General features: G+C 63.2%; 11 protein-coding genes. 6 read left to right on the top strand and 5 right to left on the bottom strand.

Annotation, left to right across the window (positions count from 1 at the left end):
- Positions 1–180: 180 nt before the first annotated feature.
- Together ACOAP0_RS16040 and ACOAP0_RS16035 are read left to right on the top strand one after the other, a co-directional pair.
- A complete protein-coding gene (locus tag ACOAP0_RS16040) occupies positions 181–6,186 on the top strand; it encodes an alpha-2-macroglobulin family protein (RefSeq protein ID WP_498377216.1) in 6,006 nt (2,001 codons plus the stop codon).
- Positions 6,183–6,524, top strand: coding sequence for a GIY-YIG nuclease family protein (locus ACOAP0_RS16035; RefSeq protein WP_498377215.1), 342 nt, complete (start codon positions 6,183–6,185; stop codon positions 6,522–6,524). The genes ACOAP0_RS16040 and ACOAP0_RS16035 overlap by 4 nt, the downstream gene beginning before the upstream one ends.
- 10 nt (positions 6,525–6,534) lie before the next feature.
- Here the strand turns inward: ACOAP0_RS16035 and ACOAP0_RS16030 are convergent, their stop codons facing one another.
- Both ACOAP0_RS16030 and ACOAP0_RS16025 read right to left on the bottom strand, forming a co-directional pair.
- A complete protein-coding gene (locus ACOAP0_RS16030; RefSeq protein ID WP_498377214.1) occupies positions 6,535–7,002 on the bottom strand; it encodes a hypothetical protein in 468 nt (155 codons plus the stop codon).
- Positions 6,999–7,631 carry a TetR/AcrR family transcriptional regulator gene (locus ACOAP0_RS16025; protein ID WP_498377213.1) on the bottom strand — a complete coding sequence of 211 codons (633 nt, stop codon included), beginning with the start codon at positions 7,629–7,631 and terminating at the stop codon, positions 6,999–7,001. Before ACOAP0_RS16025 ends, ACOAP0_RS16030 begins: the two co-directional genes overlap by 4 nt.
- Positions 7,632–7,716: 85 nt before the next feature.
- Between ACOAP0_RS16025 and ACOAP0_RS16020 the strand changes: the two genes are divergently transcribed.
- Positions 7,717–8,076, top strand: a complete 360-nt coding sequence (locus tag ACOAP0_RS16020) for a DUF1304 domain-containing protein (RefSeq protein WP_498377212.1) — start codon at positions 7,717–7,719, stop codon at positions 8,074–8,076.
- Positions 8,077–8,090: 14 nt separating this feature from the next.
- Here the strand turns inward: ACOAP0_RS16020 and ACOAP0_RS16015 are convergent, their stop codons facing one another.
- Both ACOAP0_RS16015 and ACOAP0_RS16010 read right to left on the bottom strand, forming a co-directional pair.
- Complete coding sequence (locus ACOAP0_RS16015; RefSeq protein WP_498377211.1) at positions 8,091–8,603, bottom strand: SLOG cluster 4 domain-containing protein; 513 nt, start codon at positions 8,601–8,603, stop codon at positions 8,091–8,093.
- Positions 8,604–8,611: 8 nt separating this feature from the next.
- Entirely contained in the window at positions 8,612–9,712 is a 1,101-nt protein-coding gene (locus ACOAP0_RS16010) for an NADH:flavin oxidoreductase (protein WP_498377209.1), read from the bottom strand.
- Between the two features lie 61 nt (positions 9,713–9,773).
- Between ACOAP0_RS16010 and pbpC the strand changes: the two genes are divergently transcribed.
- Together pbpC and ACOAP0_RS16000 are read left to right on the top strand one after the other, a co-directional pair.
- Positions 9,774–12,038: a penicillin-binding protein 1C gene (pbpC, locus tag ACOAP0_RS16005; protein ID WP_498377796.1), complete on the top strand. Its 2,265-nt coding sequence runs from the start codon at positions 9,774–9,776 to the stop codon at positions 12,036–12,038.
- Positions 12,035–12,832: a hypothetical protein gene (locus tag ACOAP0_RS16000; protein WP_498377208.1), complete on the top strand. Its 798-nt coding sequence runs from the start codon at positions 12,035–12,037 to the stop codon at positions 12,830–12,832. The genes pbpC and ACOAP0_RS16000 overlap by 4 nt, the downstream gene beginning before the upstream one ends.
- On the opposite strand, the gene ACOAP0_RS15995 is transcribed toward ACOAP0_RS16000, so the two are convergent.
- Positions 12,826–14,211 (bottom strand): DUF3999 family protein, encoded by a 1,386-nt coding sequence (locus tag ACOAP0_RS15995; protein ID WP_498391468.1) that lies wholly within the window; start codon positions 14,209–14,211, stop codon positions 12,826–12,828. The two genes, ACOAP0_RS16000 and ACOAP0_RS15995, sit on opposite strands and share 7 nt — an antisense overlap.
- Here ACOAP0_RS15995 and ACOAP0_RS15990 point away from each other — a divergent pair.
- A complete protein-coding gene (locus ACOAP0_RS15990) occupies positions 14,210–15,355 on the top strand; it encodes an alpha-hydroxy acid oxidase (protein WP_498377205.1) in 1,146 nt (381 codons plus the stop codon). The two genes, ACOAP0_RS15995 and ACOAP0_RS15990, sit on opposite strands and share 2 nt — an antisense overlap.
- The last annotated feature ends 3 nt before the right edge of the window (positions 15,356–15,358 follow it).

Here is a 15,358-nt window from a genome sequence, read left to right as displayed (position 1 = left end):
GTCCTATAGTTCGGGCGAAAAATCAGTTCCTGACCCTATTACGCGGCCGGATGCGCTCCGGATTCAACTTTTTACAAATAATTTTGAATCCACCCGATCGCGGGCGTCAAACCACGCCGGATGGTCACGTTGCCGCCCCTGTTTTCGGCTACGCTGAGCGCTCTTTTTCGGGGAGCGACCATGAAAACAAAAAATGCATTTCTGGCCTGCGGCTTGGCCGCCTTGAGCTGGAGCGCCCAGGCACTGCAAATCATCAGCCTCTCGCCCCAAGGCGAAGTGGCGCAGGTGCGCCAGCTGGTGGCCAAGTTTGACGAGAGTGCAGTCAACTTCGGCGACCCGAAGGCCGAAGCCCCACTCACCCTAAGCTGCAGTGACGCCCAAGTGACCCAAGGTACAGGCCGCTGGGTGAACGACCGGGTGTGGGCCTACGACTTCGACCGCGACCTGCCCCCCGGCGTGCGCTGCACGGTGCAAACCAAACCCGGGTTCAAATCGCCGAAAGGCGCAGATATCACGGGCGCGAGCAGCTATAAATTCAATAGCGGTGGCCCCTTTGTGCGCAGCATCCAGCCCTACCAGGGTTATCGCATTGATGAGGAGCAGTTCTTTATCTTGCAGCTCAGCGGCCCAGCCACGCTGGAGAGCGTGAAAGCCAATGTGTGGTGCAAGGCATCCGACCTGGGCGAAAAGATCAGTATCCGCCTGCTCGAGGGCAAAGAGCGCGCGGCGCTGTTGGAGGCCCAAGGATTGGACGGCTACGCCAAGGCGGACCCGCTGTCGTATGTGACCATGACTTGCGCGCGCCGCCTGTCGTCATCGGCCAAAGTGAGTGTGGTGTTCGGCAAGGGTGTGGCCACGCCAGCCAACGGCACCACCCCCGGTGTGCCCAACACGGTGGAGCGCCAGTTTGCCTACCAGGTGCGCGAGCCCTTTGCGGCCAACTTCAGTTGCGAGCGGGAAAACGCCCAGGCCGCCTGCCTGCCCATCCGCCCCCTGCAGCTCAGCTTCAATGCGCCGGTGTCGGCCAAGCTGCTGCAAGCCATTCGCCTGAGTGACGGCAACAACAGCTTCAAGCCCGTGCTCGCGGAAGACAGCGGTGATGAAGACAACGTGGTCAACAGCGTGCGCTTTGAAGGCGCGCTGCCCGAGCAGGCCCAGCTGACCATCACCTTGCCCAAAGATTTCAAAGACGCGTCCGGCCGCACCCTGCGCAATGCGGACAGCTTCCCGCTCAAAACCGCCACCGCCGCTATGCCGCCGCTGGCCAAGTTTGCCGCCTCGCCCTTCGGCATCGTGGAGCGCTTTGCCGAGCCCGATGGCGTGGCCATGCTGCCGGTGACTTTGCGCAACGTCGAAGCTGCGCTGAAGGTCAAGGGTCTGAACGCCGAGCAGGACAAATCCGCCGCCAAGGCGCCTGCCGGCAAAGTGCGTACCTTCCAGCCGGGGACGGACGCCGACATCATTGCCTGGTACCGCAAGGTACTGCGCTATGACGAGACCAACATCTCACGCAGCCAAGCAGCCCGCGAACTGGGCACCTCACTGCCCAAGCCCTCCACGCCCACAGACCGCGACTATGTGCAAACGCGCATGCTCTCGCTCTTGGACGGCCGCCCCGGCGCCAAAACGCTGGACCTGCCCCAGCCCCAGACCCAAGACCCACGCCCATTCGAGGTGGTAGGCATTCCCCTCACCCCCGGCTTCCATGTGGTGGAGATCGCCTCCCAAAAGCTGGGCACCAGCCTACTGGACGAGCGCTACGGCGAAGGTCGCACCATGTATGTCCGCACCGCCGCACTGGTGACCAACCTGGGTGTGCACTTCAAGCTGGGCCGCGAAAATGCGCTCGCCTGGGTGACATCTCTGGACAAGGGCAAGCCCGTGGCCGGTGCCCAAGTCGTGGTGTCCGATTGCCGGGGCCAAGAAGTGGCCCGTGGCCTGACCGATGCCCAAGGCATTGCCACCCTTAGTGGCGTGTCGCCCCAAGCGCCCCGCTGCAACGGGGAAGACGGCTACTACAGCAGTGCCTACTTTGTGAGCGCCCGCGCCGCCCAGCCTGCGGCCGATGGCAAAGGCACGGTGCAAGACCTGGCCTTCACCTGGAGCGACTGGAACCGCGGCATTGAACCCTGGCGCTTCAACGTGCCTACCAGCCGCCAGGCCCTGCCCGACGAAGTCGCCCACACCATCTTCGACCGCACCCTGCTGCGCGCAGGCGAAACCGTGTCCATGAAGCACGTGTTGCGCACCCAAACCAGCAAAGGCTTTGGCCTGCCGGATGCCAAGCCCGACACCCTACTCATCACCCACATGGGCAGCGGCCAGCAATACGCGCTGCAACTCGGGTGGCGCAAAACCGCCACCGGCGGCTTGAGTGCAGAAAACAGCTTCTCCATCCCTCAAGGCGCCAAGCTGGGTGCTTACCAGGTGCAGCTCACGAGTGGCAATGGCCGGCAGGACTTTTACACCGGCGAGTTCCGGGTCGAAGAGTTCCGCCTGCCGGTGCTGGAGGGCCGTGTCACCCCCACCGAGAAAAAGCCCTTGGTCAACGCCACCCAGGTGCCGGTGGATGTGCAGATCAACTACGTGTCCGGAGGCGGTGCGGTCAACCTGCCGGTGCGCGTGTCTGCCCCGGTGCGGGCCAAAGGCCTGAGCTTTGCGGACTTCAGTGAATTCAGCTTCTCGCCACCGCAAGTGGGGCAGCAAGCCCGCTCAGACGACGGCGAAGAAGAAAACACCGCTAGCGCCGATGCGCGTGTCATCGCCGACAAAATGCCGATCACCCTCGACAAGAACGGCGGCGGCAAGCTGACTATTGCTGATGTGCCCAAGAGCCGCCAGCCGCAAGACCTGCTGCTGGAAGCCACCTACTCCGACCCCAACGGCGAAGTGCAAACCATACGCAGCACCCAGACTCTGTGGCCTGCCAGCGTAATTGCCGGTATCAAGACCGAGGGCTGGGTTTCCAGCGGACAAAAGATCAAGTTCCGCGCGCTCGCCTTGGACTTGTCCGGCAAGCCTCAAGCCGGGGTGGCGCTGGAGGTGAAAGCTACCGCCCGCATCACCACCACCACGCGCAAGCGCATGGTGGGAGGCTTCTACACCTACGACAACAAAACCAGCACCAAAGACCTGGGTAGCGTGTGCTCCGGCAAGAGCGATGCCCGCGGCCTGCTGCTGTGCGAAACCGAGGTCAACGAAGCTGGCCAAGTGGAGCTGGTGGTGACCGCCAAAGACGGCTCGGGCAACAGCATTCAGGCGGCCAGCAGCGTGTATGTGACCAAACAAGGCGAACTCTGGTTCGGTGGCGATAACAACGACCGCATCGACCTGCTGCCCGAAAAGAAAAGCTACCAAGCCGGCGAGACGGCCAACTTCCAAGTGCGCATGCCCTTCCGCTTTGCCACGGCACTGGTAGCCGTGGAGCGCGAAGGCATTGTGCACACCGAGGTGGTGGAGCTCAACGGCCAGGACCCGACCATCCACCTGAAGATTCAGGAAGGCTGGGGCCCCAATGTGTATGTGAGCGCACTGGTGCTGCGCGGCCGCCTGCGCGAGGTGCCGTGGTACAGCTTCTTCACCTGGGGCTACAAGGCTCCGCGCGAGTGGTGGACCAGCTTCTGGTACGAGGGGCGCGAGTACGTGGCGCCCACTGCACTGGTGGACCTGAGCAAGCCCGCCTTCAGGCTGGGTGTGGCCGAAATCCGCGTGGGCACGCAGGCGCATGAACTGAATGTGAGCGTCAAGGCCGACAAGGAAAGTTACGCCGTGCGCGGCAAAGCGCAGGTCACCATCACCGTCAAGCTGCCCAACGGTCAACCCGCTGCCAACGCCGAAGTGGCTGTGGCCGCGGTAGACCAGGCCCTGCTGGAGCTGATGCCCAACCGCAGCTGGAACCTGCTCGATGCCATGTTGCAGCGGCGCAGCTGGGGAGTGGAAACATCCACCGCGCAAATGGAAATCATTGGCCGGCGCCACTATGGCCGCAAGGCCGTGGCGCCTGGTGGCGGGGGCGGCCACAGCGGCGCGCGTGAGCTGTTGGAGACCCTGTTGCTCTGGAAGCCGGTGGTCAAGCTGGACGCCAATGGCCAAGCCCAAGTGACGGTGCCGCTCAACGATGCGCTCACCACCTTCAAGATCGTGGCAGTGGCCGATGCCTCCACCGGCCTGTTTGGCACCGGCAGCACCAGCATACGCGCCACGCAAGATCTGCAGATCATCAGCGGCCTGCCGCCCCTGGTGCGTGAAGACGACCAGTACCGCGCCCAACTGACCCTGCGCAACACCACCAAGCAGGCCATGAAGGTGCTGGTGACTCCGCGGGCCACGCTATTAAATTTAGAGCAACAAACCATTGATGTACCTGCGGGAGATGCCCGTGAGGTTGCATGGAATGTGACTGCCCCCGCACAGCTCGCCTTGAGCCGCAACGAGGCCATCCTGTGGGAGATTGAGGCCAAGGACACCATCAGCGGCGCCAAAGACGCGTTGAAGGCGCGCCAGCGCATCGTGCCAGCGGTACCGCTCACGGTGCAGCAGGCTATGCTTGTGCAGATTGACGGTCCGCTCACCATGGACGTGAATGCGCCTGCCGATGCCCTGCCTGGCCGTGGCGGCCTGAAGATGGCGCTTCAGCCCAAGCTGGCCGAAGGCCTGCCGGGCGTGAAAGACTGGTTTGCCCTCTACCCCTTTGCATGCCTGGAGCAAAAGACCAGCAAGAGCGTGGGCCTGCGCGACGGCAAGCTGTGGCAAAGCGTGGCCGCGCAAATACCAAGCTACCTGGACAGCGACGGCCTGGCCAACTACTTCCCGCCGCGCGATGGTGAAGCCAACCGCGGCAGCGACACGCTGACCGCCTACTTGCTGGCTGCAACCCATGAGGCCGCCAGCATTGACCCGGCGTTTGCTCTGAGCGACGAGATTCGCGCGCCCATGGAGCGCGGCCTGATTGCCTTTGTGGAAGGCCGTATCCAGCGCGAGTTCTGGAGCCCCCGCAAAGACCTGGACATCCGCAAGTTGGCCGCCATCGAAGCCCTGTCGCGCTACGGCAAAGCACAAGGCCGCATGGTGAACAGCATCACCATCGCGCCCAACCAGTGGCCCACGCATGCGGTCATCGACTGGCTCAACATCTTGAAGCGCGTGACTGATGTACCAGAGCGCGACAAGCGCCTGGCTGAGGCCAACCAGATTCTGCGCAGCCGCATCAGCTACCAAGGCACCAAGATGATCTTCAGCACCGAGAAGGACGATTACTGGTGGTGGCTGATGCAAAGCGGCGACGTGAACACCGCGCGCCTGATCTTGAGCGTGCTGGACGACCCGGCCTGGAAAGACGACATGGGCCGCCTGGCCAACGGCTTCATCAGTCGCCAGCAGAACGGCGCATGGCACACCACCACCGCCAACCTGTGGGGTGGCTTGGCTCTGGAAAAATTCAGCGCCAAGTTTGAAGCGGTGCCGGTCGCTGGAAGCACCAAGGCCAGCATGAGCACAGGCACTGCGGCAGTGGACTGGATCAAGGTGGAACGCATCAAGACCACCGATGCATCCGGCGCTGCACACCAGACCACCTGGTTCGGCGCGCCCGCATCTCCGGGTAACCTGAAGAACAACACCATGTTCCTGCCCTGGAGCAAAACTGCAGCCAAAGACACGCTGAACGTGACCCACCAGGGCGCAGGCAAGCCTTGGCTCACATTGCATTCCGTAGCAGCGGTGCAACTGAAAGCGGCGTTCTTTGCGGGCTACCAGATCAAGAAAACCATTACACCCGTGGAGCAGGCCAACAAGAGCCTGCCGGCCGGCAGCTACACGCGCGGAGACGTGTTGCGCATCAGCATTGAGGTCAACGCGAGCGCCGACATGACCTGGGTCGCCATCACCGACCCCGTGCCCGGCGGCGCCACGATTCTGGGCAGCGGCCTGGGCCGCGACAGCGAGATCGCCACGCAAGGAGAAAAGAAAGAGGGCTACGGCTGGGCGGCGTTTGAAGAGCGCAGCTTCGAGTCCTTCCGCAGCTACTACGAATACTTGCCCAAGGGCGTGGTGAAGATGGAATACACCATTCGCCTGAACAACGTGGGTGAGTTTTCGCTGCCGCCATCACGCGTGGAAGCGATGTATGCGCCGGAGATGTTCGGGGAGGCGCCGAATATGAAGGTGAAAGTGGTGGGGGTGAAGTGAGCAACGACGTGCGATCAACTCTCTTTCGTTATGTGATTTACAAAATCACATTTCCCAATGGAAAGATCTATGTGGGTAAAGACGAGGGAGAACCTGGACACTCACTGCGGTACTTCGGTAGCTGGGACAACGCGATAGTTGAAAAAGACTTCTCTAAATCCGAACTTCAAGACCTCACTCTACGAAAGCAGATTCTTTTTGAGTCTGATGACAAGCTTGAAATTCGCAAAAAAGAAAGCGAGTTCATCAGAGAACTCAAAAGCAACGAACCATCTATTGGGTACAACCAAACGCACCGAAAGCGTCCTGCGACATTTGATACAAAGCTTGATCGTTGAAGTTCTGCAATCAACCTCTTATCAACATTGAACCAAACCTCAGGTGGTGCAAGCACTCCCGCACGATCACCATTGCCGCATAAAACTCCGGCGCCGTAGGCAAGGCCTCATGGCCGATCGGCCTACCTTGGCTGACCATGGCGATGCGGTTGAACAGGTCTTCCACCTCATCCAGATTCCAGTGCAATGCGGCGTCCGGCGCAACGCCTACACCTTGCAATATCAACGCCGCACCAGAGCCGCTTAGCTGCAACTGCTCCGTGCGAGCCACCTTGGCAGCAAGCGGCATCAGCACGTCCTCAGTCACCTCTATGGCGTGTTCAATGTCCAGCGGCGTGGGCGGTGTGTGCCCCATCCATTGACGGGCCAGCGAGGCGGTGCCCAGCTGCAACTTTTGTTGCAAGACGACATGGCCGTCCTGCGTGCACAACACAGTGCTGGTCTCCGTACTGAGTTGAAGTGTGGTTTGAACTGTCATCGCGCATCCTTGTTTCGCAGGCCTTCCAGCATGGCCACCAGACACTGTCGGGTGTCTGCCAGCGCGTCCTGCACGCCAGCCTCATCGTCCGGCAGAGAGTCCATGCCGCCATAGAGCGCGCCCAACACGATGCGCGCCAAGCGCTCTGCATCGTGCCCCTGAAAGATGCCACTTGCTTGAATGGCGGCGATGCTGCCGCGCATGGCGCCCAAGCCCTGCCGTTGGCGGATGTCACCCCACACCTGCGCGCCCAGCACTGCAGGCGCGTCCACCAGCATCAGGCGGCGCATGGGTGCATTAGTGCCGGCTTGTAGCACGGTGTCGATAGAGGCCAAAAACGCATCCCAGGCGTTGCCACCTTTCGCGGTCACGCCTTGGCTTGCTGCCATGGCTGCTTGCACCAACTGCCCGTCCACCTGCTCCACCACCGCAGCAAACAAGCCTTTTTTGTCGCCGTAGTGGTGGTACAGCGCGCCCACGGTCACGCCGGCATCCGCGCAGATGCTGCCGACCGGTGCTTTCTCAAAGCCCTGCTCGCTGAACCAGCGCAGTGCGGCGCTTTGCAACGCCGCCTGGGTGGCACTCGCGTTCTCTTTGCGGCCGTCGCGTTTGGTGGGGGTGTCAGTCATGGGTAACTGGGGTGACAACGGCACCCTTTACAAACATAACGTGATTATGTATTCTTCGAATCACTTTATCAACCGGGATGCTTACATGCCTATCGCCGCCCAAGTTTTCATTGCACTGGTCTGCCTGATCCACGTGTACATCTTTCTGCTGGAAACCGTGCTCTACAAGAGCCGTGGGGTGAAGGTATTTGGCATTCCGCCCTCTGAGGTGGAGTCGCGCAAGGCGGCCATGTCCAACCAGGGCTGCTACAACGGATTTTTGGCCGCGGCCCTGTTGCTGGGCCTGGTCTATCCCGACCCGGCGATTGCCAAGGCATTTGCCACTTTCGGGCTGGCCTGCGTGGCGGTGGCAGGCGTATGGGGCGCGGTCACGGTGATGGTGCGCATTCTGTACATCCAGACCGTGCCCGCCGTGCTGGGCTTGGCTGCGCTCTACTTCCTCTGAAGCAGGCAGTAGCCTCAAGCCAATCCTAAAGCTTTCAAGCGCGCTTCCAGCTCTACCACCGAGCTCCAAGGCAGGATGGGTGAGTTTTTGCGCTCATCCGGCGGGTTCTGCTCCAGCTGATCGGACCAGCCTCCGCAACCTGTCAAAGGCAGCAAAGGCCGCTTGTGCAACCAAGCCAGGCACACCTCCGAGATGGTGCCGGCCCGCCCGCCTATAACCAGGCAGGCGTCGCCCGCCAGGGCCATCAACAAATTGCGCGCATCCCCCACGCCTGAGGGCACCACCACAGTGGCAGGCCAATCGGGCGGTGGCATTTCGCCTTCGGGGATGATGCTCAGCACCTGCCCGCCCGCAGCCACCGCGCATTCGGCGGCATGGCGGGTGGCCGGGCTGCCACAACCACTGACCACCGTGATGCCCAGCCCCGCCATCAGGCGGCCGGCCTCACCCGCAAGCGCATAGGCCGCCGAGCCGGGCTCTGCGCTGCCCAACACACATACCTGCCGTCGGCGGATCGTCGTGGCCATGGCGTGCCTTAGACCAAGGTGCCCAGCGCTGCCGGCGAGAAGTTCGACAACTCTGCCTCGCGGCCATCACGCACTTTCACGGCCCAGTCCGGGTCGCTGATGAGCGCCCGGCCTACTGCCACCAAGTCAAAGTCGCCCCGGTCAAAGCGGCGCAGCAGTTCATCCAGCGATGCGGGCTTGGAGCTTTCGCCCCCAAACGCCGCAATGAACTCACCGCTCAGGCCCACCGAGCCCACGGTGATGGTGGGGCGGCCTGTGAGCTTTTTGGCCCAACCGGCAAAGTTCAGGTCAGAGCCTTCAAACTCCGGCTCCCAGAAACGGCGCTGTGAGCAGTGAAAGATATCTGCGCCTGCGTCAGCCAGTGGCTGCAGCCATGCGGCCATTTCATCGGGCGTTTGCGCAATGCGGGCGTTGTAGTCCTGCTGCTTCCATTGCGAGAGGCGGATGATGACCGGGTAGTCCGGGCCCACCTCGGCACGCACGGCCTTCAAGATTTCCGCGGCAAAGCGGCCACGGGCCACCAAATCACCACCGTATTTGTCGGTGCGCGCATTGGTGCCTTCCCAGAAGAACTGATCGATCAAATAGCCGTGAGCGCCATGCAGCTCAATGGTGTCAAAGCCCAGGCGCTTGGCCGCACCGGCGGCTTTGGCGAATGCGGCAATCGTGTCGGCAATGGCTTCGTCGGTCATGGGTTCGCCAAAGGCTTTGCCGGGGCGCGAGAGGCCGGAGGGCGAATCCACGGGCGGTGGCGCTGTCCAGGTGGTGCGGGGGTTGCGGGCTGCGCCCACGTGCCAGAGCTGCGGCGCCATCACGCCACCGGCCTGGTGCACCGAGTTGATGACGTCTTGCCATGCGCCCAAAGCAGCGTCGCCCCAGAAGTGCGGCACATCCGGGTCGTTGGCGGCAGAGGGGCGCTGCACCACCGAGCCCTCAGAAACAATCAGCCCCACCGCGGCAGCAGCGCGCTTGCGGTAATACTCGGTCACTGCCGGGGTGGGCACGCCGCCGGGCGAGAAAGAACGGGTCATGGGTGCCATGACAATGCGGTTGGCAAGCTTCAAGCCTTTGAAGCTGAAGGGCTGGAACAAGGGTGCGGCGTTAGACATAAGAGCAAAGGTGGGTGGGTTGCAGATCAACACAGTTTACGCAGACCGGTCTTGGCACACCGTGCCCAAGGTCACCAAGGCTACAGGCAGGTTGCGCCTCACTTTTGCTACGCTTTTGATAGCTGCTTGCGCACATTCGGCGGGCGCCAAGACCGCTTTTGAGCAAGTAAAGGCTGGCTACAAGCCCTCCGACACCTTGCTGCTGGACCGCCAGGGCGAAGTGCTGCACCGCCTGCGCACCGACACCAGCGTGCGCCGCGGGCAGTGGGTGGCGCTGGCCGATGTGTCGCCTGCGCTGCGCACGGCGCTGGTGCTGAGCGAGGACAAGCGTTTTTACGAGCACAGCGGCGTGGACTGGCGAGCCGTGTCCGCCGCCGCCTGGGCCAACCTGTGGAACACCAAAACCCGGGGCGCCTCCACCATCACCATGCAGCTTGCAGGCTTGTTGGACGAGGATTTGAAGCGCAGCAACTCCGGCCGCAGCGTGGTGCAAAAGCTGGGCCAAACCATGGCCGCCGAGAGCCTGGAGCGCGGTTGGCGCAAGGACCAGATCCTGGAGGCCTACCTCAACCTCGTGCCTTTTCGGGGCGAGCTCGTGGGCATTGATGCTTTAAGCCGCAGCCTCTTCGGCAAGGCGCCGCACGGCTTGGACCACCGCGAGGCCGCCGTGGCGGCCGCCCTGATCCGGGCGCCCAACGCCAAAGAGGCGCAGGTCACCCTGCGGGCCTGCAGTGTGTTCAAAACCCTGGAGCCCCCCAATGCAAATAATGCTTCAGGCCCAAACATGGGTGGCTGCGAAGCCATGGAGCTATTGGTGGCCTCCGCCCTGGCCCGCCGCGACTTTGCGGCGAGCGAGGGCATGGCCCCGCACGTGGCGCGCCAGCTGGCCCGCACCACGGCGGGGAATGGCGCCGCATCGGCCACCATCCGCAGCTCCTTGAGTGCGCCCCTCCAACGCTTTGCCCAACAGGCCATGCAAACCCAGCTGCGTGAGTTGAGCGGCCGGCATGTGGAAGACGCCGCCTTGCTGGTGCTGGACAACGCCAGCGGCGAGGTGCTGGCCTGGGTCAACAGCAGCGGCCCCCTGAGCGCCGCGCCCGAGGTGGACTTTGTGACCTCGCTGCGCCAGCCCGGCTCCACGCTCAAGCCGTTTTTGTACGGGCAGGCGCTGGCGGAGCGGCGCATCACCGCCGCCTCCCTGCTCGAAGACTCTTCCACCCAGATCCAAACCACCGGCGGCCTCTACATCCCGCAGAACTACGACCGCCAGTTCAAAGGCTGGGTATCGGCCCGCACCGCACTGGGCGCCTCGCTCAATGTGCCGGCAGTGCGCACGCTGGTCATGGTGTCGCCCGACGCTTTTCAGAAACAACTGGCCCGCATGGGAATGCCGCTCAAGGAAAGCGGCGACTTCTATGGCTACAGCTTGGCTTTGGGCAGCGCTGAGACCACGCTGCTCAACCTGACCAACAGCTACCGCACCCTGGCCAATGGCGGCCGCGCCAGCCCCACCCGCCTCACCGTGGGTCGCACGCCTCCGCCCTTCAGCCCGGCGCTGGATGCGCGGGCCGCCTTCATCGTGGGCGACATCCTCAGCGACCCCATGGCACGTGCCCGCACCTTCGGCACCGACAGCGTGCTGGCCACCCGCTTCTGGGCCGCCGTCAAAACCGGCACCAGCAAAGACATGCGCGACAACTGGGCCGTGGGTTACAGCCAGCGCTACACCGTGGGCGTGTGGGTGGGCAACGCCAGCGGCGTCCCCATGTGGGACGTGAGCGGCACCAGCGGCGCCGCCCCCATCTGGGCCGCGGTCATGAACCAGCTCCACCGCCAGCGAAGCAGCCGCGCGCCCCAGCCCCCTGCCGGTCTGCTGCAAAAAGCGGTGACGGTGGAAGGCGAAGCGCCCCGCAGCGAGTGGTTCATCAGCGGCACTGAGCAGGCTAGTTTTGCTATGGAAAAAGGAGCTACTCGCGCAGATTCCACGGGCTCTAGAGGCCCAAATCATTCAAAAAACTCCAGCAACAATGCCCCAAGCACTGCCCGCATCACGGCCCCCACCAGCGGCACCATCCTCGCGCTGGACCCCGACATTCCGCCCCAGGCCCAGCGCCTGAGCCTGGAGGCCGAAGGCAGCAATCTGCGCTGGTTGATCGACGGCAAGCAAATCGCCAAAGGCAACACGGCTTTGTGGCTGCCCTGGCCGGGGCGGCATGTGATCCAGATCGTCGACAGCAAAGGCAAGGTGCTGGACCAGGTTCGCCTGGAGGTGCGCGGCGCCGGCGTCAAAATGCAGGACAGCAAAACCGCCCCACGCCGACCATGACCCGACACATCCGCGTAACCCGCTACCACGCGATCCTGCGCGTGCAACAGCAGTTGGAAACCAAGTCATTCCCCCGACTGCAAATGGCCCTGCTCGTAGCGCTCACGGGCGCGGGTGGTTGGCTCTGCTCTGCCCTGCTCTTGCATGCCGGCATACACCGCATGGCCTTGCGCTACCCGCTGGCGGTGGTCGCTGCCTATGGCTTCTTCATGCTGCTTTTGTGGCTGTGGCTTCGCACCGACAGCCGGGACTACATCGACCTGCCCAGCCCCAACTGGAACGGCAGTGGCAGTAGCCGCCACTGTGCAGACACAACGGACCTGGCCACCACGCCCTTCAAAAGTGGAGGCGGAGGCGACTATGCGGGTGGCGGTGCAAGCGCCCGCTTGGATGGGCCTGCCTTCGACAGCCCTGCGTTGTCCACGACGGAAACACCCAACCTGTTTTCCGGGCTGAGCGATGCTGCAGGCAGTGTGAGCGATGCGGATGAGATTGCCATTCCGCTGATTGCCATCGTGATGGCCGTGGGCATGGCATTGGCCTCGCTGTATGTGATCTACATCGCGCCGGTGCTGTTCTCTGAATTGATGTTCGACGGCGTGCTCTCGTACACCCTGTACCGCCGTTTGCGCACCTCAGACAGCCCGCATTGGGTGCAAACCGCCATGCGCCACACAGTCGTGCCCTTTGCGGTAACGGCACTGTTGTTGGCCCTGGTCGGTGGCGGGCTAGGGCTGTATGCGCCCGGTGCCCACTCGTTGGGGCAGGCCTTGGAGCAGCACGCGGCTCACTGAGGCGGCAAGGTATCCACGGGCTTGGCGGCAGGTGGCCGCAGCAGCGCAAACACAGCGGCCATGGCCACTGCCAAAGCCACCAGAAACAAATCCCACAACACCGGGCCGCGCACCTTCCAATGTGCAGGCATCAGCGATGCGGCCCACAGCTGGGGCGCCCCGGGCAGCACGGCCCGCAGCTGCTTGACCGGCCGCAGCGGCACGATGTCGGGCACCATCGCAGGGCCGGGAATCAGGCTTTCCAGTTCCACGGCAGCCTGCGCAGTGCCGGCCCGGCCGGCCGCCACGGTGTAGGGCCCTTTGCCTGTGGCCAGAAACAAAACCTGTATGGGCGCCAGCTCCGCCGCCAGGCGCAAGCCGCCGGCCGGCAAAGGCACGCCGTTACCGGGCTCTATGCGCAATTGCGCAATCTGTGCATCCGGCAGTGCTTGTGGCGGGTTGCTGCCCTGCCCGCCCGGCAAGTCTTGCCGGTACACCACGGTTGAGGCCAGTAGCTTCCAAGGCTGTGCAGGGTCGGCGCGGGCCGAGATGCGCAAGGGCACAGGATCGTCACCCTGCAGCATGTGCAGGTGTACCGCGCTCAAGGGCGTAGCGAACGGGAAAGACCAGACCAAGCCTGACGCGCCATCGGCCACACCGGCCCCCAACTCGGCGCGCACTGCGGGCACCGGAGGGCGCAAACCGGCCACCCGCCCGGTGAGGCTGGCGAGCTTGACGCCGGTATGACCTGGCCAGGTCACGCGCAGGTAGCGTCCCTCCACGCTCAAAGGCTCTTGCAACTCCAACACGGTGTTTACAGGGGGCTCGGCACCTTCAAAGCGGTAGACCGGACCCTTCACGGTCACCGGGGTCCAGTCTTGCAGGTTGTCACTCACAGCCACTTGCAAAGAAATAAGCGTGTTGCGGTGCCACACACCCTTGATATCCAGCGCAGCCAGCAACTGCACCTCAGTGCGCAGGTCGGCAATGGCCTGAGTGGCGGTGGATGTGAATGAAAAAGCCCGGGTCTGCACCGCATGGCGTTGGCGCACCGGCCCATCGCCCCCCGTCACCGCATAGGGAATCACCTCACCCGCGGCATTCAGCACCCGCACGTCATGGCCGGCGCGGCTTTGAAGGCGGGTCAATGCATCGGCAGGCAGGGCAATGCGCACTAGGCTGCCGGACTCCACCCCGGCCACGGTGCCCAACCATGCAAATTCGGACACCCGGGGTGCAAAGGAGGGCGGCTCGGCACCGGCCGCCATGGTGGCCAGCAGCAGGCCGGACACCGGCAACCAGCGCGCCAATTCAATAATTTCACGCGCCGCAGGCCGGATTTCACGGGCAAACCACCGCCTGCGGACTACCATGCCGCATCGATGAAGGAGACTTTGCATGCCTGTGATCACGAATATTGAAGACTTGCGCGTTCTAGCTGAGAAGCGGGTTCCCCGCATGTTTTACGACTATGCCGACTCCGGCTCCTGGACCGAAGGCACATACCGTGCCAATGAAGAGGATTTCCAGAAGATCAAGCTGCGCCAGCGGGTCGCCGTGAACATGGAAAACCGCACTACCGCCACCACCATGGTGGGCACCGTGGCCAAAATGCCTGTGGCCATTGCTCCGGTAGGCTTGACCGGCATGCAACACGCCGATGGCGAGATCCATGCTGCGCGGGCTGCTGAGAAGTTCGGCATTCCTTTCACGCTGTCCACCATGAGCATTTGCTCCATCGAGGACATTGCCGAGAACACCAGCGCCCCCTTCTGGTTCCAGCTCTACATGATGCGGGACCGCAACGCCATGGCCAACATGATCGAGCGCGCCCGTGCCGCGCGCTGCAGTGCCCTGGTGCTGACGCTGGACCTGCAAGTCATCGGCCAGCGCCACAAAGACCTGAAAAACGGCCTGAGCGCCCCACCCCGCCCCACCCTGGCCAACATCATCAACCTGGCCACCAAGCCGCGCTGGTGCTTAGGCATGCTGGGCACCCGCCGCCACACCTTCCGCAACCTGGTGGGGCATGTGGAGTCGGTGAGCGACATGAAGTCCCTGGCCGCTTGGACCAACGAACAGTTCGACCCCCGCCTCTCCTGGGACGATGTGAAATGGGTCAAGGAAAAATGGGGCGGCAAGCTCATCCTCAAGGGCATTCAGGACGTGGAAGACGCCGTGTTGGCCGCCCAGAGCGGAGCGGACGCGATTGTGGTGAGCAACCATGGCGGGCGCCAGTTGGACGGCGCACCCAGCAGCATCAGTGCACTGCCTGCCATCGTGGCGGCCGTGGGCGACAAACTGGAAGTCTGGATGGATGGCGGCATTCGCAGCGGACAGGACGTGCTCAAGGCCTGGGCCCTGGGCGCCAAGGGCACCATGATCGGCCGTGCGATGGTGTATGGCCTGGGCGCCATGGGCGAAGCCGGGGTGACCAAAGCGCTGCAAATCATCCACAAAGAGCTGGACGTAACCATGGCCTTCTGCGGCCACACCAACATCCAAAACGTAGACCGCAACATTCTGGTACCCGGCACGTTCTGAACC

It is taken from the genome of Curvibacter sp. Hmag1.1, assembly GCF_059769165.1.
This window is presented reverse-complemented; position numbering and strand designations above follow the sequence as displayed.